The sequence below is a fragment of the Actinoplanes sp. NPDC023936 genome (genome assembly GCF_040639325.1).
Taxonomy (GTDB): Bacteria; Actinomycetota; Actinomycetes; order Mycobacteriales; family Micromonosporaceae; genus Actinoplanes.
Genome location: NZ_JBEZZR010000004.1, coordinates 144,721 through 164,084 on the forward strand (window position 1 = coordinate 144,721; position 19,364 = coordinate 164,084).

Consider the following 19,364-nt stretch of genomic DNA (forward strand, 5'->3'; position numbering starts at 1 on the left):
TCAGTTCCGGCGGAACTCGCGGGCCAGGACGTACCGCGCCACCTTGTCGCCGAGTTCCACGCCCTGCACGTCGGCGGTCCGGAAGTGCACCCCGCCCCAGATCCGGGCCTCGATCACCTCGGCCACGGCGTGCGAGAAGCTCCGGAAGTGCCGGGTGGTGCCGGAGTCGGCGCTGTACGCGCTGAACGCGATGTCGTCGCGGCCGAAGAACCGGCGCATCGCCGACATCAGGGTGGCCGTCGAGCAGGCGTGTCCGGACGTGTGGTCCGGGAACGGCGGGGTGACGAGCAACGGCGTCCACCCCGGATCGCCGGTGGTCGCCGGGTTGCCGTCGGTGTCGGCGAGCCGCACGGCGGTCACCGGCCGCCAGAAGCTCCACCGCCGTTTCTGGCCGAAGCAGGCGATCGTCGAGTCGGCGCGCGCCACGTCCGCCATCGCGTACATCCGGGCGGTCTGCAGCGGCGTGAGCCGCTGGGTCCGGGCGACCTGCTGCTTGATCTCCCATTCGGTCTGCCGGCGGTCGTGCCACCAGAGCGCCGACTCGGTCTGGTCCCGCGTGCGTGACGTGCTGGTGGCCGAGCCGAGCGCCGCGACCTCGTCGAGGTCGCGGGCGTAGGCGTCGCTGTCCAGGGCCGGCGGCCCGGCGGTGCCGAACAGGGCGCCGCTTCCGATGACGAACGGTTTGTAGCCGGCGACCTCGGCGCCCTGCTGCGCGAAGGCGGGCGGGGTCGGCCGCCACTGTCCCGGCTCGGTGCCGACGGCCCAGGTGGCGGTGGCATCGGAGCCGTCGTTCTCCCGGAACTTGATCATGGCGGCCGCGCTGGCCTCGCCGACGGCGACGCCGCCGCGCTTGGACCGGCCGTCGCGGATCGGCGTCAGCGACTCGGCGTACCAGGCACCGAGGGTCGCCGCCTGCTCCGGGAAGACGCTGAGCAGCACCCGGTACGCGGCGGTGGCGACGGCCGCGTCGAGCGAGTCGCCCCGGCGTGCCGGCGGGGCGACCAGATACGGCTCGTACGGCGTGCCGGAGACGGCGTTGGCCGCGTCGTACACCGCGCCCTGCACCATCGCGAAGACGCGCCCGTTGTAGTACGGCGGCTGGCGGGCGATCTCGTACGCGGCGGTCTCCGAGTGCACCGCCCAGGTGATCACCATGTTGCTGCCGGTGCCGGTGCCGGTGCCGGTGCCGGTGCCGGTGCCGGTGGCGGTGGCGGTGGCGGCCAGGGCCGGCGCGGGCGTCACCAGCAGGGGCGCGGCCAGCACGAACGCGGCCAGGATTCTGCGGAACATGTCGGCGCTCTCCCCGTCGGTCGGCGACTCGGCCGCGATCCAGCCTGGCGGGGCCGCCCCCGGGAAGGCAAGGCATCGACATGCAGCTATGTCTTTTTGTCCGGATGATGGCGTTCGATCACTTCGGGGGTTCGCCCCGGTAGGTGCCGAAGCTCCACAGATTTCCCTCCGGGTCACGGGCGGTGAAGTCCCGCGACCCGTAGTCCGTGTCGGCCGGCGCCTTGACGATCTCCGCGCCGGCCGCGGCGGCCCGTTCGTGCAGCTTGTCCACGTCGTCGGTCACCACGTACGCCCCGAACGTGCCGGGCGGCAGCTGCCATGTCGGCGAACCCGAGCCCAGCATGATCCCGCCGCCCAGCGGCCAGTCCAGCTGCGCGTGATCCACGCGATCACCCTCACCGTGCACCACGTTCTCCACGAAACCGAACGCGTCGACCAGGAACCTGATGAGCGAGCGGGCGTCAGTCGCCTGAAGTGTCGGCCATACGTAAGTCATGCGTCTCATCGTCGCCGGGAAGCATCGGCAGGGCTTGGACGAAACCGAACTCGTCGGCCAGCCACCTCGACGGCGAGCACCCGGCGAACGCGTGGAAGTCGCGGACCAGGTGCGACTGATCGGCGTATCGGTGCGCGGCCGCCACGTCGGCGAGCAGCACGCCCGGCCGGATAGCCCGCCGGGCCCGGTCGAAGCGGGCGACCCGGGCCGCCTCCTTGGGGCGCAGCCCCAGCTCGGCGCGGAACCGGCCGGTGAGGTGCCGGCCGCTCCAGCCGATCTCGCCGGCGAGATCGGCTATCGCCACCGGCTCGCGGAGGAGCCTGCGGTACGCGTACCCAATGAGGTGATGTGTTCCGGACACGTCGCCGCGCAGCGCGCCCAGCGCATGGTCCAGGACCGCGAAGCGGGCCGGCCAGTCCGGCGCCGCGGCCAGACGCTCCCGGATCTCGCCGACGCGGCCCTCACCGAGCACCGCCGACGCGTCCACGTCGAGGTTCGCGAGCTCGGCGGCGGGCAGGCCGAACAACTCCCGGCAGCCGATCGGGGAGACCGCGACCTGCACACCGGACTGCCGGCCGTCGTGGGTGATCAGCGCGGGCGCCAGGTGCAGTCCGCCGATCAGCGCGCCGAACGCGCCGGGCTTCTGAGCAGGATCGGGATGCGCGGCCACCACCAGCGGATCGTCGATCGTGAAGATCAACGTCAGGTACGGCGACGGCAGTCCGCGATGCCGTGCCGGCGGCACACCGCGCTGCCGGTAGCCGGAGTAGAGCCCGACGAACGGGCGCAGCGCCGGTGCGGGCCGGGCCTGCGCGTATTCGTCGACCACCACCGTTCGATTGTCGTGCGAGGATCGATGTCGTGTCACGCGCTGTGGTGATCGGGGCGGGAATCCGCGGCATCGCGCGCCACCGGCCGTAGCTCAGCCCTGTGAGGGCGGCCGGCGCACACACAACCCATCAACGTGTGCGCCGGCCGCCCCGGCGACGGCTCGAAAGCGGTCAGGAAGCGAGAATCTTCGCCAGGTCGTCCCGGAACGAGCGCTCACTCTCCGTCACCGACTCGGCGCCGATGCCCAGTACCCCACCCGTCGAAGCCGCGCCCACGACCTCGTCGGCGATCTCCACGAGCCAGTGCTTGTAGGTCTCGGCGTCGGCCGGCGACGCCTTGACCGCCAGCAGCGCGTTCGCCTCGGCCGCCCGGGCCAGCACGTCGGCCGCGTATCCGACCGGGTCGGCCGGCTCGATCACCGGCGGCTCCTCGCCGAGTTCCGGGTCGCCGGCCTCGCCCACCGCGGCGGACGCGGCGGCGGCGACGAGTGGGCTGGCCGAGGCGCGGGCGTCCGAGATGCGGTCGAGGCCGACCGCCACTTCGGCGCGGGTCTTGCGGGCGCTGTCGGGGGTGGCGGCGCTCGCCGCGGTGAGCACCGACTGTGGCAGGCCGGCGATCAGCCCCCACTCGGCGTCGGTGAATCCCAGCTGGGCGTAGAGCGGTACGTCCGTCACGCGAGGGTCCTTTCCCTTTGGTCGACAGCATTCTTACCTACCCGCGAAACCCGTCGGCCTAATCAGGGGTGAATCAGGGGCGTGCCTCGTACGCGATGTTGAACGGTGTCTCGCCGACCCGGCGGAAGCCTGTGAACCCGGCGTCCGTGACCAGGCGGCGGATCGGCTCCTCGCCGGCCTGGGCGCCGAGCGAGTACCCGCCCTCCTGGGAGAGTGCGCTGGGCACGCAGAGGAACGTGGAGAAGTTGTAGTACGCGCGCCCGACCGGGTTCAGGTTCTCGGCGACCGTCGAGCCGGCCGCCGGTTCGACGATCAGCCAGGCCCCGTCGCCGTCCAGCTGGCTCAGCACGTGCCGGGCGGCGCCCAGCGGGTCGCCCATGTCGTGCAGCGCGTCGAACGTGGTCACCAGGTCGTACGGCCCGCCGCCGAAGTTCTGCGCGCCGGCCACCTCGAACCGGACCCCGGCCAGCGCCCGCTTGCGCGCGTGCTCGATGGATCCGCCGTGCAGGTCGGAGCCGACGAACGCCGACGACGGGTAGGCCTGTGCCATCAGCGCCGTCGACGCGCCGTGCCCGCAGCCGACGTCCGCGACCCGGGCGCCGCGGCGCAGTTTCTCCTCGATCCCGCCGAGCGCCGGGATCCACGCGGTGACCAGGTTGGCGCTGTACGCCGGCCGGAAGAACCGCTCGCACCCGTCGAACACGTCCTCGTGGTGCTCGTGCCAGCCCATGCCGGAGCCGGTCCGGAACGCGGACTCGATCTGCGGCGCGGCCCGCAGCGCGCCGAGGGCCAGCTGGAACGCGCCGGGCGCGAAGATCGGCCCGTCCGGGTCGGTCAGCGCGAACGCCTGTTCCGGGGTGAGCGAGTACTGCCCGGACGCGGGGTCGTACTCGACGTATCCGCCGGCGGCCTGCCCGCGCAGCCACTCCTCGACGTACCGGGGCGCGGTGCCGGTGCGCTCGGCCAGTTCCTGAGGTAGCGCGGGAGCCGTGGCGAGGGCCTTGTAGAGGCCGAGCCGGTCGCCGAGGACGATGCCGCCGGCGGCCATCGTGGCACCGAGATCTCCCACGAACCGGTGCACGAATGCCATGAGTTTTTGCTCGTCAACTGTCATGTATCCGTTCTACGGGTGCCGCCGGCCACCGGGATCGGTGTCGAATACCTAGGTCGGAGGAAGGACCTACCTAGAAGTGCTGGAGCGCGGGCACGAACTCGCCGAGCTGGGCGCCGCCGCCCGGCGGGCCCGGGACGGCCACGGCTCGGTCGTGTTCGTCACCGGCGAGGCGGGGATCGGCAAGTCAACCGTGGTCGCCGCGGTCCGCTCGGTGCTGCCGGCCGAGGGGCGGCTGCTCGTCGGGTACTGCGACGACCTGGCCACGCCGCGGGTCCTCGGCCCGCTGCGTGACCTGGTCGGCAAGGTGGGCACCGCGCTGACCGAGGCGCTCGGCTCCGGTGACCGGTCCCGGGTGTTCGAGGCGTTCCGGGCCGAGCTGGACTGGCCGGGCCACCCGACGGTGCTGGTCGTGGAGGACCTGCACTGGGCCGACGAGGCGACCCTGGACGTGCTGCGGTTCCTGGTCCGGCGCCTGGCCACGCTGCCGGTGGTGCTGGTCGGGACGTACCGGGACGACGAGATCGGCGCCGGCCATCCGCTGCACGGCCTGCTCGGGCTCACCGCCGGCACGCCGATCCGCCGGCTGCCGCTGGCCCGGCTCTCCCCGGACGCGGTTCGCCGTCTGATCGGCGCGAAGAAGATCGACCCGGAGAAGGTCTTCACCGTCACCAACGGCAATCCGTTCTTCGTCACCGAGGTGCTCGGCGCCGGTGACGCCGACGCGGTGCCGGCCACCGTGACCGAGGCGGTGCACGCCCGGCTGCAGAGCCTGGACCCGCCGTGCCGGGACGCGCTCGGGGTGCTCTCGGTGATCCCGTCCACGGTGGATCACTGGCTGGTCGAGGCGGTGGTGCCGGGCGGTCTCGCGGTGCTCGCCCCGGCCGAGCAGCGCGGCGTGCTGACCGTGACGCCGGCCCGGGTGGCGTTCCGGCACGAGCTGATGCGGCGGGCGGTGGCGGCCGGGCTCACCGCGTCCCGCCGGATCGCGGCGAACCGGCAGGTGCTGGCCGCGCTGCTGGATCACGGCGGCGCCGATCTGTCCCGGATCGTGCACCATGCCGCCGAAGCCGGGGACGCCGGCCTGATCGTCCGTTTCGCGCCGGCGGCGGCACGGGAGGCGGCTCGCGCGGGCTCGCACCGGGAGGCGGCCGCGCACTACCGGATGGTCCTGGAGCACCGGTCCGCGTTCGGGCCGGACGAGCGGGCCGGGCTGCTGGAGGCGTACGCCGAGGAGTCGTACATGCTCGGCCTGGACGGCCCGGCGGTGACCGCGCAGCAGGAGGCCGTCGGGTTGCGCCGCACCCTTGGCGACGCCGCCGCGCTCGGGCTGGCCCTGCGCCGGCTGTCCCGGCTGTACTGGTACGCCGGGCAGCGCCCACCGGCGGAGAAGACGGCCGTGGAGGCGGTCACGGTGCTGGAGGAGGCCGGCGACCCGGCGGCGCTGGCGTTCGGGCTGAGCAACCAGTCCCAGTTGTACGCGCTGGGCGGGGAGACGGCCGCGGCGATCGTCGCGGGGGAGCGGGCGATCGAGCTGGCCCGCGCGGCCGGTGACGCGGCGGTGCTGTCGCACGCGCTGAACAACGTCGGCTACGCGTACTGGGACGGCGATGATCCGCGCGGCCGGGAGCTGCTGGAGGAGAGCCTGGAGGTGGCGCTCGCGGCCGGCGAGGACGATCACGCCTGCCGCGCCTACACCAACATCGCCTGGCATCTGATCGACGAGAGGCGGATGCCGGAGGCGGGCGCGCTGCTCGACGCCGGGATGGCGTTCGCCGAGCGGACCGAGGTGCTGGGCTTCCTGCGCTACCTGCACATCACCCGGTCGGTGGTGCACCTGGCGCGGTGCGAGTGGGACGACGCCGAACGGCACGCCCGCTGGGAGGAGGGCGCCCCGGCGATGATGCGTTCGCCGGCCCTGGTGGTGCGCGGCATGCTGCGGATCCGGCGCGGCCTGCCCGGCGGCGAGAAAATGATCGAGGAGGCGTGGGGGATCGCCCGGGGGATCGGCGAGGCGCAGCGGATCGGCCCGGCGGGCGCGGCGATGGCGGAGGCGGCCTGGCTGCGCGGCGATTCCCGGACGGCCGAGACGCTGACCCCGGTCTATCTCGAACGCTTCGCCGCGGAGGGCGGCCGCCGGCTGTCGGCCTTCGGCTATTGGCTGGTCCGGCTGGGTGCGCAGGTTCCGCTTTCCCTTCCGTACGCTCTCCTGCCGGCCGGCCGCGCGAAAGAGGCGGCCCGGATCTGGCACGTGGCGGGCTGCCCCTACGACGAGGCGCTCGCGCGCAGTCACAGCGAGGACCCGGCGGACCTGCTGGCGGCGGTGCGGCTGCTCGACGGCATCGGCGCGGAACCGCTCGCCCGCCGGGTCCGGTCCCGGATGCGCGAGCTCGGTCTGGCCCGCATCCCGCGCGGCCCGGCCGTGGCGACGCGGGAGAACGCGGCCGGGCTGACCGGCCGGCAGGTCGAGGTGCTGCGCCTGCTGGCGGACGGTCTGAGCAACCCGGAGATCGCCGCCCGGCTGGTGCTGTCGACGCGCACCGTGGACGCTCACGTGGCGGCCGTGCTGATGAAGCTCGGCGCCCGCAACCGCCACCACGCCGTGGTCCGGGCCCGCGAGATCGGCCTGCTGTCACAATGATCGGGTGCGGGAAGTGGTCGACGGGGTCTTCGAGCTCCCACTGGGATACGTCAACGTGCATGTGGTCGTCACCGACGACGGGCTGGTCCTGGTGGACACCGGCCTGCCGCGCCGGGCGCCGGCCATCGAGCGGGCTCTGAAGGGCATCCGGCGCAGCCTCGGCGAGGTGCGGACCGTGCTCGTCACCCACCACCATCCGGACCACGTCGGCAGCCTGGCCGAGGTGCGGCGACGCACCGGAGCACGGGTGGTCGTGCACGCGGCCGACGCGCCGCACATCACCGGCGCGTTCCCGGCGCCGCCGCCGGCGGGCCGGCTGGGGAAGCTGGTCAGCAAGCTGATCGGCACGGTCGAGCCGACGAAGGTCGATCAGCTGGTCGGTGACGGCGCCGAGCCGCTCCCCGGTTTCACGGCGCTGCACACTCCGGGGCACACCCGGGGCCATCTGTCGTACCTGCTGGATCGCGACGGCGGCGTGCTCTTCGCCGGCGACGCCGCCGGCAGCCGCAAGGGGACTGTCTCGCCGCCGCCCGACCTGGTCACCGCGGACCCGGTGGAGGCGGCGGCCAGCCTGGCGCGTCTCGCCGAGAGGGAGTTCGAGCACGCGGTGTTCGGGCACGGCCGGGCGGTGACCGGCCGTGCCGTCGACCGGTTCCGTGAGGCCGTGGCCGGGTAGACCCACCCGGCCACGGCTGCTGATCACGGTGCGGGGGTTCCGGTGACCGTGAAGTCCCGGGCCCGCCCGATGTTGTCGAACGATCCGAATCCGACCCGGCCGGAGGCGAACGTCTTGTCCACGGCCGTCATGATCGGATCCTTGCCGCCGTCCACGTAGACGGCGATCTGCCCGCTGGCCGGCAGGTGCTTGACCTTGACGTCGTGCCAGGCGGTGTCGGTGATCGCCGGGTTGGCCCCGCGTGACCGGCCGTTCCACTGGTAGTCGATCCGCTCCCGGTCCGCGTTGTTGACCTTGAAGATGCCGTTGTGCGGATAGATCGTGTTATCGCTGGAGAGGTGCGCGTAGTAGAACTGCGTCGGTGACTGGTAGCCGAACACGATGATCACGTCCCGGTTCGACACGTCGACCGGGGTGTCCAGCCGCACCTCGGCGCTCACCTCCACGCTCGAGAACGCCGGCCCCTTGGTCAGCACCGCGTACTCGAACGGCCGCCGCGGCGCGCCCGGGTCGGCGCCGGCCTCGGCGAGGATCAGCTCACGACCGGTGAACTGCCACTTCGACGGGGTCACCGGGGCCCAGTTCGCGGCGACGGCCGTCCCGTGCACCCGGTGGTGCCCGACCGGCCCGGCCGCGAACGTCCTCGTGCCGGTCACCTTCCACACCTTGCCGTTCGCCTTGGCCAGGATGTAGAGCTCACCCTTGGCGTCGGTGCCGAAACGCAGGTCCACCCGGTTCGGGTCGCCCGGCGCGCCGGGGCCGGAGAGTTGCTGCATCCGGACCGATTCGCCGGCCGCGGTGAACAGGTGCAGCCGGTGGATGGTGGCCGGCGGGCCACCGCGCTTCATCTCGCTGACCTCGGTGTAGAAGACGGTGCCCGCGACCAGGTCGCCGAAGACGTACTTGCCGCGCAGCGCCGGGATGGCGTTGCCCCGGTAGACGAAGCCGCCGGCCACCGCGACACCGATGTCGGAGGTGCAGTTCCAGCCCGGCTGCGGGTTGTGGTCGTACGCCGCGACCGGGTAGACGTAGCCGTACTGGGCGTCGTCGGCGGGCAGCGGGTAGAGCCGGTCGCAGACGTTCGTGGCGTTGCGGTCGAAGACGAAAGCGCCCTCGCGCTCGCTCCAGCCCATGTTGTCGCCGCGCCGCACCTCGTAGATCGCCTCGATGGTCTTCTCACCGATGTGCCCGAGGTACATCCGGCCGGTGGCCGGGTCCCAGCTGAACCGGTGCGGGTCGCGGTATCCGTAGGACCAGATCTCGCCGAGCGCGCCGGCCTGCCCGACGAACGGGTTGTCGGCCGGGATGCCGTACTCGCCGTTGGCGGAGTTGGTGCCGCGCGGGTCGATGCGGAGCAGCTTGCCGTGCGGGATCGCCAGGTTCTGCGGGTCGGTGGTGCGCACGCCGATGCCGCCGTCACCCACGGCGAGGTAGAGCTTGCCGTACTCGGCGGTGCCCTTCCGCGCGGTCGGGTTGAAGTTGATTTCCTGGATGCCGTGGATCTGGCCGGCGAAGCCGATCCGCAGCACTTCCCGGTGGGTGCCGGCGAAGGTGTCGGCGGCCGGGTCGGTGGCGGTCCACTCGTTGATCACGCCGTGGAACAGGGTGGTGCCGGACTGCTCGTAGTCGGGCACCGCCGTGGTCAGCGTGGCCTGCTCGGTGTGGATCGTGTAGAACAGGCCGTTGCGCTTGAACTCCGGGTGGAATGTGACGTACCCGAAGCCCTGGCCGAGGCCCCGGCCGGAGAAGAACTGCGGCGCGAAGGTGGCGGCCACGTCCAGGTAGACGTGCGGCACGCCGTTCTTGACGAGGTAGAGGTTGCCGTTCAGATCGGGCACCGCGCGGCGGCCGGAGCCGTCCGGCAGTTCCATGATCGTGTTGATCCGGGCGAGCCGGTTGAGCCGCTGGTCGGTCAGCGGCGGATTGGTGAAGGACTGCGGGAACTGGGCGTACTCGGTGAGCTCCAGGCCCAGCCGGGACATCACCGGTTCGGTCGGGATCGGGTCGTCGATGGCCTCGGCGGCCATCGCCCGGCCGGGAAAAGCCACCAATGTGGACAGTAGTAACAGGATGGGAAGAATGAAGCGGCGCATGAATTATCCCCGATTATTCATGTAACGGTATTGGTTCGCGACATCCCGGGCCCCCAGTGAGCGGTCCAGGAACATGAGCGCGTCCATCCGGCAGTCACACGGGTTGCGCTCGACGGTGTTCTGCGGGAAGCTCCCGCCGATCTTGATGCCACGCGGGTCGGTGGCCGTGGTGACGTGCGGTCCCGGGCCGCTGACCAGCCACGGGTCGCCCGTCACGGTGTAGAAACCCTCGACCGGCACGCCGTTGCGGTACAGCGCCATGGTGCCGGCGTTGAAGTCGAACGTGGCGGCCAGGTGCACCCACTCGTCCTTGGGCAGCAGGGTCTTCCAATCGGCGGTCGCCGCGAAGGTCTGCGAGGCGCCGCCGTCCAGCCGCCGCCCCAGGGCGACCAGTCGCAGGGTGCCCTGCACGTCGATGAGCTCGAGCAGCGCGCGGACCGCGTGGCCGTCGGAGTCGCCGGTCAGCACGCCGGCCAGGCCGATGGCGTTGAACCGGTCGTCCGGCGCCGGGGTGACGGTGTTCGGGGCCGGGCCGTCCATCGAGCGCTTGAACCAGCCCATCACCGTGGTCCCGCCCACGGCGTTGAAGGCGCGCAGCGTGCGCACCCCGGTCGGCGAGTAGACGCCGGCCTTCCAGTCGTCGTTGCCGGTGGCGTCCGGATTGACCTGCTTGGTCTGCAGAGCCCGGCGGCTGCCCGGGTACGCGGTGTCGGCGACTCGCTGCGCGGCACCCCCGTTGATCAGCTCGATCTCCGTGGAGGACCGGCCCTGGTCCCGTTCGAGGGCCGGATCGTCGGGCATCGGGTGATCGAAGTCGTAGAAGGCGATCAGATCGGAGCGGAGAGACGGGTGTACGTCACGCGGGCCTGAATCCCCCGCGTTGACCGGTGTTCCAGCGATGCCGGCCGCCAGAACGGCGGTGACGGCGATGGCGATTCTTCCAGTTCGTCTCATGGACGACCTTTCAGAGCTTCGGCTGTACCGGTGGCTCGGCGGGACGGCCGCCGAGATAGAGCTCCCCGAGCTGTGGATCGGCCAGAAGTTCCGAGGCAGGCCCGGAGATGTGCACGCGCCCGAGGTCGAGCACGCACCCGAGGTCGGCGGTCTCCAGCGCGCGGCGGGCGTTCTGCTCGACGAGCAGCACCGCCGTGCCCGCGTCACGCATCCGCACGACCTGTTCGAACACCGTGCCGGTCGTTTTCGGGTCGAGACCCATCGACGGCTCGTCCAGCAGGACGACCTTCGGGTCCACCATCAGCGACCGGGCGAACTCCACCTGTTTCTGCTGCCCGCCGGAGAGCAGACCGGCGAGCGATCCCCAGCGGTCGGCGACCACCGGGAAGACCTCTTTCACGAACGCCACGCGGTCGGCGATGCGCGCCTTGTCCCGCATCGAGTACGCGCCGAGCAGCACGTTCTCCTCGACGGTCATCTCGCGGAAGACGCTGTGTCCCTGCAGCACGAGCGACACCCCGGCCGCGAGCATGGCCTGCGGCCCCCGGCCGGTGACGTCCTCGCCGCCGACCAGAACCTTGCCGTCGCGCGGTTTGAGGAGCCCGCCGGCGACCTTCAGCACCGTGGACTTGCCGGCGCCGTTCGGGCCGACCAGGCAGACGATCTTCCCAGCCGGCACCTCGACGCTGAAGCCGCGCAGTACCGGCGCCGCGCGGCCGTAGCCGGCGACGATCTCGGAGAGAGAAAGCTCAGACGCCAAGGTATGCCCCCAACACGCGCTCGTCCGTCTTGATCACCGACGGCGGCCCGTCGGCGATCGGGCGGCCCCGGTCGAAGACCACGATGTGGTCGCTGATGCTCATGACCAGGTCCATGTTGTGCTCGACGATCACGAAGGTGCGGCCCTCCGCGTTCAGCTCGCGGATCAGCACCCCGATCCGGTCCAGCAGCGCCGGGTTGACGCCGCCGGCCGGCTCGTCGAGCAGCACCGTTTCCGGCTCGGCCATCAGCACGCCCGCGAGCTCGAGGAGTTTCTGCTGGCCCCAGGACATGTCCCGGGCCTCACTGCCGGCCAGGTGCTCGATGCCGAGACGGCTCAGCCAGCCCATCGCCCGGTCGATCTCACTGCGGCGCCGCGCGCCGCGCAGCCCGCCGAGCACACCACCCGGGGGTACGGCGGAGAGCACGTTCTCCAGAGCCGTCATCCGCGGGAACGTCCGGCAGAGCTGGAAGGTGCGCCCCATGCCACCCCGGGCGATCCGGTGCGGGGCCTTCCCGGTGATGTCCCGGCCGGCATAGGTGACAGTGCCGCTGTCCGGTTTGATCATGCCGGTCACGCAGTTGAAGAACGTCGTCTTGCCGGAGCCGTTCGGCCCGATCAGCGCGTTCACCCTGCCGTGCTGGAACGCCACCGTCGCGCCGTCGAGCGCTGTCACCCCGCCGAACGCCTTCCGCAGGTCGGTGGTGCCGAGGGTCTCGGTCATCGTCCCGCCTCCGTCATCGCGGTCCGGTTCGGATCGTCCTGCTCCCCGCGCCGCTGCTCGCGCAGCTCGGCCGCGGTGACCTCGCGGATCGACGACTTCTGCGTCCGGTCGAAGCGTTTCAGCAGGTCACCGATGGCCGGCAGGATGCCGTCCGGCATGAAGAGCACGACCAGACCGAGCAGCAGGCCGGTCGCGACAAGGTGCAGCGGGGTGTCGCCGTACTCGACCTTGAAGTACTCCAGCGCGGTGCCCACGATGATCGCGCCGGCGACCGGGCCGAACAGCTGCCGCACCCCGCCCAGCAGCGCCATCAGCACCAGGTAGGACCCGGTGAGGATGGAGAACTGGAAGACCGGGTCGAGGTCGCCGAACCAGAGCGCGTACAGCCCGCCGGCGAGGGCGGTGAAACCCGCCGAGACGACGAAGACGATCAATTTGTACGAGAAGGTGGCCGTCCCCAGCGCCTCCGCCTTGTCCTCGTCCTCGCGGATCGACTTGAGACCCAGACCGAACCGGGACCTGTCGATCAGCCACCAGGCCAGCAGCGCCACGGCGAGCAGGCCCGCGAACAGGTAGTAGAAGACCCGGTGGTGCTCGGGCCGGGTCAGGTCGAACGGCCGGGGGACGACCAGTCCGCGCGAGCCACCGGTGACCGAGGCCGAGCTCTGGAAGACCAGCAGGAGGATCAGGACCAGCGCGATCGACACGATCACGAACGAGGCACCCCGTACCCGCAAGGCGGCGAAGCCGATCGGAACCGCGAGTGCGGCGACCAGAGCGGCCCCGGCGAAGAGGGCGAGGAAGGGCGGAAGCCCGCCCTTGGCCACCAGCAGACCGGTGCCGTAAGCGCCCAGACCGGCGAGCGCGCCGTGCCCGAGCGAGATGTACCCGGTGAAGCCGCCCACGAAGTTCCACGAGGTGGAGAGCACCGCGTAGTTGAGCACCAGCACGCCGGCCGACAGGATGTACGGGTTGGGCGCGAGGCTCGGGAAGGCGAGGATCGCCACCGCGAGCAGGACGACCGCGCCGATCTTGAGGTACCTAGAAGCGTTGAGCAAGGCGGCCTCCGAAGAACCCTTGTGGCCGGAACGCCAGGGTGGCGAAGAGCGCGACGTAGAAGACCGTCTGTGCCCAGGTGGTGCCCATCGGGATCTGGAGCAGGCTCTGCGCCATCCCGAGCACCATCGCCGCGATTGCCGCGCCCGGCACGCTGCCCAGCCCGCCCACCACGATGATCGCCATGAGCGGGCCGATCCAGTGCCAGTGCAGCGACGGATAGATCGTGGTGTCCAGCGACAGCGCGGTGCCGCCGATCGCCGCGGTGGCCAGCCCGATGCCGAAGCCGTAGCCGGCCACCTTCTCGGTGTCGATGCCGAGCAGCCGGGCCGCGTCCCGGTGCTGGATTGTCGCGCGCAGGGCCCAGCCGAAGCGGGTGCGTTTCATCAGCAGGTAGAGCGTGGTGAGCGCGACCGCGGCGAGCCCGAACGCGATGAGTTTGACCACCGCGATCCGGGCTCCGAACAGCTCGATGCTGGCCGAGCCGTACCCGAGGTTGATGCGCCGCTGTGTGCCGGTGAACGCGTAGCCGAGCAGCCCCTCGATGAGCAGCGCGACAGCGAACGTGAGCAGCACCGACATCATGGTCAGGGTGGCCGGCCGCAACCGGGTGAGCAGGAGACGCTGCAGTCCGACACCGGCGCCGAAGAAGAGCGGAACCGTGACGATCATCGAGAGCAGCGGGTCGATGCCGGCCGAATCGTGCAGGTACCACGCCAGGTAGGCGGCGAGGATGAGGAACGCCGAATGGGCGATCATCACCACCCGCATGATGCCGAAGTAGAGGGTCAGCCCGGAGGCGAGCAGGGCGTAGAGACCGCCCAGCAGCAGGCCCAGGAGGATGCTCTGGAACAGCAGCGCACCGGATGGCATCAGCGCATCACCAGGCCGGTTTCGGGTAGAGGAACTCAGCCTCCTTGACGTCCTCCGGCAACACGATCTTGATGTCGCCGCCGACCCACTGCTGGATCATGTGCGCGCCCTTCGGCTTGCCGGTCTCGTCCCAGCTCAGCGGCCCGACCACGGTCTCCACCGTGTTGGCGCGCACCCAGTCCACCAGCTTCTTCTGGCACTCGCCCTGCTCGGCGCAGCCCACCGCGGTGACAGCGGCCGCGACCACCTGGCCGGTGGTGTAGCCGTTCGCCTGGTCCTCCTCCGGCGCCTTGCCGAACTGGGCCGTGTACTTCTCGACGAACTCCTTGTTGCTCGGGTACTGCGCGTCCTGGCTGTAGCCGGTGGGGGAGAGGACGCCCGCGGTCTTGTTGCCGATCGCCGAGGCGAACTCCGGGTTGGTCGGCGCGGTCGAGAACGCGGCCAGTTTCGGCTGGTAGCGCAGCTGCTGGAGGGCCACGATCAGGTTCACGCCGTCCTGGTACTGCGAGCCGCCGACCAGCACGTCCGCCTTCGAGTCGGCGATCTTGGCGGCGATGCCGGAGAAGTCGGTGGTGTTCGGCGGGTAGACCTCGTTCACCACCGTCTTGATCCCGCCGGCCTCCAGCTTGTCCTTGAGCCCGTACGCCGTGCCCTGCGCGAACGGGTCGTCCATCGCCGCGTAGGCCGCTGTCTTGGGCCGCTGGTCCGCCGGCATCGCCAGGATCTTCTCGGCGAGGTGGTTGTAGTGGTCGTTCGCCACCGCGGGGGCCGCGTAGAAGAGGTTCTTGAAGCCCTGCTCGAACACCTCCTTGGCGGCGCCGGCCGGCTCGACGAAGAGCATGTCGTATTCCTCGGCGACACGGGCCGAGGGCACCACGAGGCGGGTCGAGAACGGGCCGAAGAGCAGGTCGACCTCGTCCTTGCCGATCAGTTGCTCGTAGTCGGCGACGACCCGGTCCGCATTGGACTGATCGTCGAGGATCTTCAGTTCGACCTGGCGGCCGAGCAGGCCGCCCTTCTCGTTGATGATCTTTTGCCAGGCTTCGTAGCCCTGCTGGACGCCCTTGCCGGGCTCGGAGAAGTCACCGGTAAGCGGCAGCGATACGCCGATCACGATCGGGTCGTCGGCGTTCCCGCCGGCGGCGTCCCCGTCGCCTGAGGAGCAGGCGCCGAGTGTGAGAATCAATGTGGCAGCCAGGGCGTTTCTGGAGATTCGTGCGCGGAAAGACGTGGTCGGCATCCTCGGACGCTCCTTCGGGCCGATTACGAAAGCGCTTCCGTAAGCGCTTGCGTACTCTATGCTGTGACATCAATCACGGGCAATAGCTTGGGAGTTAACGATGCCGAAACCGGGCCCCGGGCTGCGCCTCATCGACGTCGCTCAGCGCGCGGGAGTGTCACTGGCCACGGCCTCGCGGGCGCTCGCCGGACGCGAGGGGGTGAGCGAACAGGTCGCCAACCGTGTTCGCCAGGTGTCCGCCGAGCTCGGGTACGTCGCGAACCCGTACGCCCGGACCCTGGCCGGCGGATCCAGCTCGACCGTCGGGCTGATCGTGCACCAGGTCGACGACCCGTACTTCTCCGAGATCGCCGGCGGTGTCATCCAGCTCGCCGGTGAGCAGGGCCTGCTCGTGCAGATCTGCCACTCCGGCCGCGATCCCGAGCAGGAGCTGCGACAGATCCGGAACCTGATCGCCCAGCGGGTCGGGATCATCATCGTGGCCGGCTCCGGGTACGGCGACCCGCGGATGGAGGCCGAGGCCCGCACGGTCCTGGCCGGGTACCAGCACGCCGGCGGCCGGGTCGCGGTGATCGGCCGGCACGCGCTCGGCGCCGACGCGGTGCTGCCCGACAACGAGGCCGGCGGCCGCGCGCTCGGCGAGCACCTGCTCGGACTCGGCCACCGCCGGATCGCGCTGGTGGCCGGCACCCCGGAGCTCAACACGGTGATCGACCGGATGGCCGGGGTGGCCGCCGCGCTGCACGCCGCCGGCCTGTCCCTCGAGGACATGCCGATCGTGCACACCGACTTCGTCCGGGAGGGCGGCCGGATCGCCACCGAGAAGATCCTCGAGAAGTACCCGGACACCACGGCGATCATCGCGCTCAACGACGCGATGGCGATGGGCGTGCTCGCCGTGCTCCGCGAACGCGGAATCCCGGTGCCCGGCCGGATGTCCGTGGTCGGCTTCGACGACGTCTCGGTCGCCGGCGACCTGGCGCCCAGCCTCACCACGATCCGCCTGCCGATGCCCGACATGGGCCGGATGGCCCTGGAGCTGGCCCTGAAGCCGCCGACCAGCCGCCCGCGCAGGCGAGCGACCGGCCAGCAGCTGATCATCCGGGACTCGACCGGCCCGGCCCCGGGCCCGTCGAGCAACGGTCAGCGCAGCGGATAGCCCGCGTCACCACATCGCCGGCGCCCGCTCGCCCGGGAGTTCAGGTAGATCGCGCCGAAGTTAGATTCAATCTAGCTTCGGTGGTCGCCTCGTTCTTCGGTGAGCACACAGCGCTCAACCGCGGTCCAACCGAGTCTTGTGAGTTTCGGGTCGGCCGGGACGGCGGAACGACACAAGATCCGGGGCGATCCGGTCAGGCGGGCGTCAGGAGTTTCTGCTCGACCACGACCGGGACCGAGAGCGTCTTGTAGCCGACCGTGTCGAAGAGGACCGTCATCCTCTCCTCCTCGTAGTTCATCACCATGCCGGTGCCCCACTCGCCGTGCCGGACCTGGCTGTGCACCGGGAACGGGCCCTCCTCCTCCGCCGCGTCGACCTCGGCGGCGCTGCCGTCGGCGCAGTTGTCGCAGTGGCCGCACGGGCGCTTCTGCTCCTCGCCGAAGTAGGCGAGCAGCGTCTCGGTGCGGCACTGCCGGGATTGCGCGAAGGCGCGCATCATGTCAGTTCGCGAGCGGACGACGGCCTGCTGCCGCTCGTGCTCCCGGATCGCGGCCTCGGCGGCCTCGGCCGGCATCGGCGCGCGAGCCGGGACCGAGAGCTTGTTGCCCGCGCCGGTGCGCACCGCGCCCACCTGCTCCAGCAGGCCGAGGTACTGCCCGAGCTTGCGCGGGCCGAGGCCTGTCGTCTTCTGCAGCGCGGTCTTCGTCTGCGGTCCCTTGTGCAGGGCGCCGGCGAGCTCGCGCAGCTCCTCCGGGTCCGGCGAGCCACCGGCGAAGAAGCGCTGGATGGCCTCGTCCTCGGAACGCCACAGCAGCACCGCCCGGCCGGGTTCGCCGTCCCGGCCGGCCCGGCCGATCTCCTGGAAGTAGCTGTCCGGGGAGTCCGGCAGGGCCATGTGCGCGACCCAGCGGATGTTCGGCTTGTCGATGCCCATGCCGAACGCCGAGGTCGCCACCATGATGTCGACCTTGTCGTCGGTGAAGTCCTGGTGCCGCTGCTCGCGGAGCCCGGCCGCCATGCCGCCGTGGTAGAACTCGGCGCCGTACCCGGCCGTGGTCAGCCGCTCGGCCAGTTCCTCGGCGGCCCGGCGGGTGGGCACGTAGATGATGCCCGGCCGCTGTTCCGCGTCGAGCATCGTGGTGAGCCGCCGCCACCGGTAGTCCTCGTCCGGGCAGTACGCGACCTCCAGGAAGAGGTTGCGCCGGTCCAGCCCGGACACGTGGATCTCGGGGTTCCGCAGGTGCAGCCGCTCGATGACGTCCTCGCGGACCGGCGGCGACGCGGTCGCGGTCAGCGCCAGGATCGGCGGCCGGCCGATCTGCTTGATCATGTCGCCGAGAGCGAGGTAGTCCGGGCGGAAGTCGTGTCCCCAGGCCGAGATGCAGTGTGCCTCGTCGACCGCGACCAGGCCGGGCTTGAGCCCGCGCACCTCGGCGAGCTTGTCCGGGTCGGAGAGCTGCTCCGGCGTGATGAACAGGAACTCCGCCTGGCCGGTGCGGATCAGCTCGAACGCCTCCCGCTGCTGGGCCGGCGTCTCGGCCGAGCTGACCCGGACCGCGCGGATCCTCGGGTCGTCCCGTTCGTTGAGCGCGGCGATCTGGTCCTGCTGCAGGGCGAGCAGAGGCGAGATCACCACGGTCGGGCCGGGCAGCAGCACGGCCGGGATCTGGTAGATCGCCGACTTGCCGGCGCCGGTGGGCAGCACCACGAGGGCGTCCTTGCGGCGCAGCACCGCGCGCATCGGCTTGAACTGACCCGGCCGCAGCGCCGGCCACCCGAAGTGCTTCCGGGCGACCTTGCGCAGCCGCGGCCCGTAGACGGGGATGTTCAGTTTCATGCGAACTTCGGCAGGATCTCGCGTGCGTACAGGTCGAACAGACCCTGGTAGTGCGGCCCGGTGTTCGCGACGTAGACCTCGTCGAAGCCCGCGTCGGCGTACTTCTGGATCATCTCGAGGTGCTTCTCCGGGTCGTTGCCGCAGACGAAGGCTTCGGCGATCATGTCCTGGGTGACCAGCTGCGACGCCTGCTCGAAGTGCTTGGGCGAGGGCAGCACCTGGGAGAGCTCGCCGGGCACGCCGGCGTTGGGCCACTTCTCGAAGGCGATCCGGGCGCCCTCCTCCGCCGAGTCGGCGAACGCGGCCTTGAAGCCCGCCTGGCACGTCCGGTCACCGCCGCCTTGCGAGCGGAACTGCTGGACCATGTCGCCGTCCGGCATCGTGCTGACGTAGCCGTCGCCGATGCGTGCCGCGACCTCGATCGCCTTCGGCCCGAACCCGGACACCAGGATCTCGACCGGCTTCTCGGGCAGGGTGTAGACCCGGGCGTTCTCGACCGTGTAGTGCTTGCCCCGGTACGAGACGACGCCGCCCTTCCAGAGCTTCCGCATGATCTCGACGGCCTCTTCGAGCATCTCCAGCCGGACGTCGGCCTCGGGCCAGGCGTCGCCGAAGATGTGCTCGTTGAGGGCCTCGCCGGTGCCGACGCCGAGCCGGAAACGTCCGCCGGTCAGCACCGCGCTGGTCGCGGCGGCCTGGGCGATCACGGCCGGGTGGATGCGGACGGTCGGGCAGGTCACCGCCGTGGTGATCTCCAGATTCGTGGCCTGGCTGAGCGCGCCGATCATGGACCAGACGAAGGCGCTCTGTCCCTGGGCGTCCACCCACGGGTGGTAGTGGTCGGAGATCCACAGGCCCGAGAATCCGGCGCGTTCGGCGCCTTTCGCCTGCTCGACGAGTTCGGCGGGCGAGTACTCCTCGCTCGACAGGAAGTATCCGATGCGCATGG

General features: G+C 71.0%; 17 protein-coding genes. 3 read left to right on the plus strand and 14 right to left on the minus strand.

Going from position 1 to position 19,364, the window contains the following annotated elements:
• The 5 genes from AB0F72_RS06925 to AB0F72_RS06945 all read right to left on the minus strand — a co-directional run bounded on the left by AB0F72_RS06925 (window position 1) and on the right by AB0F72_RS06945 (window position 4,405).
• A complete protein-coding gene (locus AB0F72_RS06925; protein ID WP_360426422.1) occupies window positions 1-1,290 on the minus strand; it encodes a vanadium-dependent haloperoxidase in 1,290 nt (429 codons plus the stop codon).
• A gap of 118 nt (window positions 1,291-1,408) precedes the next feature.
• A complete protein-coding gene (locus AB0F72_RS06930; protein WP_360426425.1) occupies window positions 1,409-1,786 on the minus strand; it encodes a VOC family protein in 378 nt (125 codons plus the stop codon).
• Window positions 1,752-2,618, minus strand: a complete 867-nt coding sequence (locus AB0F72_RS06935; RefSeq protein ID WP_360426428.1) for a helix-turn-helix transcriptional regulator — start codon at window positions 2,616-2,618, stop codon at window positions 1,752-1,754. Before AB0F72_RS06935 ends, AB0F72_RS06930 begins: the two co-directional genes overlap by 35 nt.
• A gap of 169 nt (window positions 2,619-2,787) precedes the next feature.
• On the minus strand, window positions 2,788-3,291 hold the full coding sequence (locus tag AB0F72_RS06940; protein ID WP_360426431.1) for a hypothetical protein: 504 nt from the start codon (window positions 3,289-3,291) through the stop codon (window positions 2,788-2,790).
• Window positions 3,292-3,364: 73 nt separating this feature from the next.
• Window positions 3,365-4,405, minus strand: a complete 1,041-nt coding sequence (locus AB0F72_RS06945) for a class I SAM-dependent methyltransferase (RefSeq protein ID WP_360426434.1) — start codon at window positions 4,403-4,405, stop codon at window positions 3,365-3,367.
• Window positions 4,406-4,481: 76 nt separating this feature from the next.
• Here AB0F72_RS06945 and AB0F72_RS06950 point away from each other — a divergent pair, with 76 nt between their 5' ends.
• Together AB0F72_RS06950 and AB0F72_RS06955 are read left to right on the plus strand one after the other, a co-directional pair.
• A complete protein-coding gene (locus AB0F72_RS06950; RefSeq protein ID WP_360426437.1) occupies window positions 4,482-7,043 on the plus strand; it encodes an AAA family ATPase in 2,562 nt (853 codons plus the stop codon).
• A 4-nt stretch (window positions 7,044-7,047) separates the two neighbouring features.
• A complete protein-coding gene (locus AB0F72_RS06955; RefSeq protein WP_360426439.1) occupies window positions 7,048-7,719 on the plus strand; it encodes an MBL fold metallo-hydrolase in 672 nt (223 codons plus the stop codon).
• 23 nt (window positions 7,720-7,742) lie between these two features.
• Here the strand turns inward: AB0F72_RS06955 and AB0F72_RS06960 are convergent, their stop codons facing one another.
• The 7 genes from AB0F72_RS06960 to AB0F72_RS06990 are packed head-to-tail and all read right to left on the minus strand — an operon-like array spanning window position 7,743 to window position 15,365.
• Entirely contained in the window at window positions 7,743-9,812 is a 2,070-nt protein-coding gene (locus AB0F72_RS06960; RefSeq protein ID WP_360426442.1) for a PQQ-dependent sugar dehydrogenase, read from the minus strand.
• Between the two features lie 3 nt (window positions 9,813-9,815).
• Window positions 9,816-10,766: a LamG-like jellyroll fold domain-containing protein gene (locus AB0F72_RS06965; RefSeq protein ID WP_360426445.1), complete on the minus strand. Its 951-nt coding sequence runs from the start codon at window positions 10,764-10,766 to the stop codon at window positions 9,816-9,818.
• Window positions 10,767-10,776: 10 nt separating this feature from the next.
• Window positions 10,777-11,526, minus strand: a complete 750-nt coding sequence (locus tag AB0F72_RS06970; protein WP_360426448.1) for an ABC transporter ATP-binding protein — start codon at window positions 11,524-11,526, stop codon at window positions 10,777-10,779.
• On the minus strand, window positions 11,516-12,250 hold the full coding sequence (locus AB0F72_RS06975; RefSeq protein ID WP_360426451.1) for an ABC transporter ATP-binding protein: 735 nt from the start codon (window positions 12,248-12,250) through the stop codon (window positions 11,516-11,518). The genes AB0F72_RS06970 and AB0F72_RS06975 overlap by 11 nt, the downstream gene beginning before the upstream one ends.
• Complete coding sequence (locus AB0F72_RS06980; protein ID WP_360426454.1) at window positions 12,247-13,308, minus strand: branched-chain amino acid ABC transporter permease; 1,062 nt, start codon at window positions 13,306-13,308, stop codon at window positions 12,247-12,249. Before AB0F72_RS06980 ends, AB0F72_RS06975 begins: the two co-directional genes overlap by 4 nt.
• Complete coding sequence (locus AB0F72_RS06985; protein WP_360426457.1) at window positions 13,292-14,179, minus strand: branched-chain amino acid ABC transporter permease; 888 nt, start codon at window positions 14,177-14,179, stop codon at window positions 13,292-13,294. The genes AB0F72_RS06980 and AB0F72_RS06985 overlap by 17 nt, the downstream gene beginning before the upstream one ends.
• Window positions 14,180-14,186: 7 nt before the next feature.
• Entirely contained in the window at window positions 14,187-15,365 is a 1,179-nt protein-coding gene (locus AB0F72_RS06990) for an amino acid ABC transporter substrate-binding protein (RefSeq protein WP_360426460.1), read from the minus strand.
• 154 nt (window positions 15,366-15,519) lie between these two features.
• Here AB0F72_RS06990 and AB0F72_RS06995 point away from each other — a divergent pair, with 154 nt between their 5' ends.
• Window positions 15,520-16,578: a LacI family DNA-binding transcriptional regulator gene (locus AB0F72_RS06995; RefSeq protein ID WP_360426463.1), complete on the plus strand. Its 1,059-nt coding sequence runs from the start codon at window positions 15,520-15,522 to the stop codon at window positions 16,576-16,578.
• Window positions 16,579-16,771: 193 nt separating this feature from the next.
• Here the strand turns inward: AB0F72_RS06995 and AB0F72_RS07000 are convergent, their stop codons facing one another.
• Both AB0F72_RS07000 and AB0F72_RS07005 read right to left on the minus strand, forming a co-directional pair.
• A complete protein-coding gene (locus tag AB0F72_RS07000; RefSeq protein ID WP_360426466.1) occupies window positions 16,772-18,415 on the minus strand; it encodes a RecQ family ATP-dependent DNA helicase in 1,644 nt (547 codons plus the stop codon).
• Window positions 18,412-19,362 carry a TIGR03557 family F420-dependent LLM class oxidoreductase gene (locus AB0F72_RS07005; RefSeq protein ID WP_360426468.1) on the minus strand — a complete coding sequence of 317 codons (951 nt, stop codon included), beginning with the start codon at window positions 19,360-19,362 and terminating at the stop codon, window positions 18,412-18,414. Before AB0F72_RS07005 ends, AB0F72_RS07000 begins: the two co-directional genes overlap by 4 nt.
• Window positions 19,363-19,364: the final 2 nt, after the last annotated feature.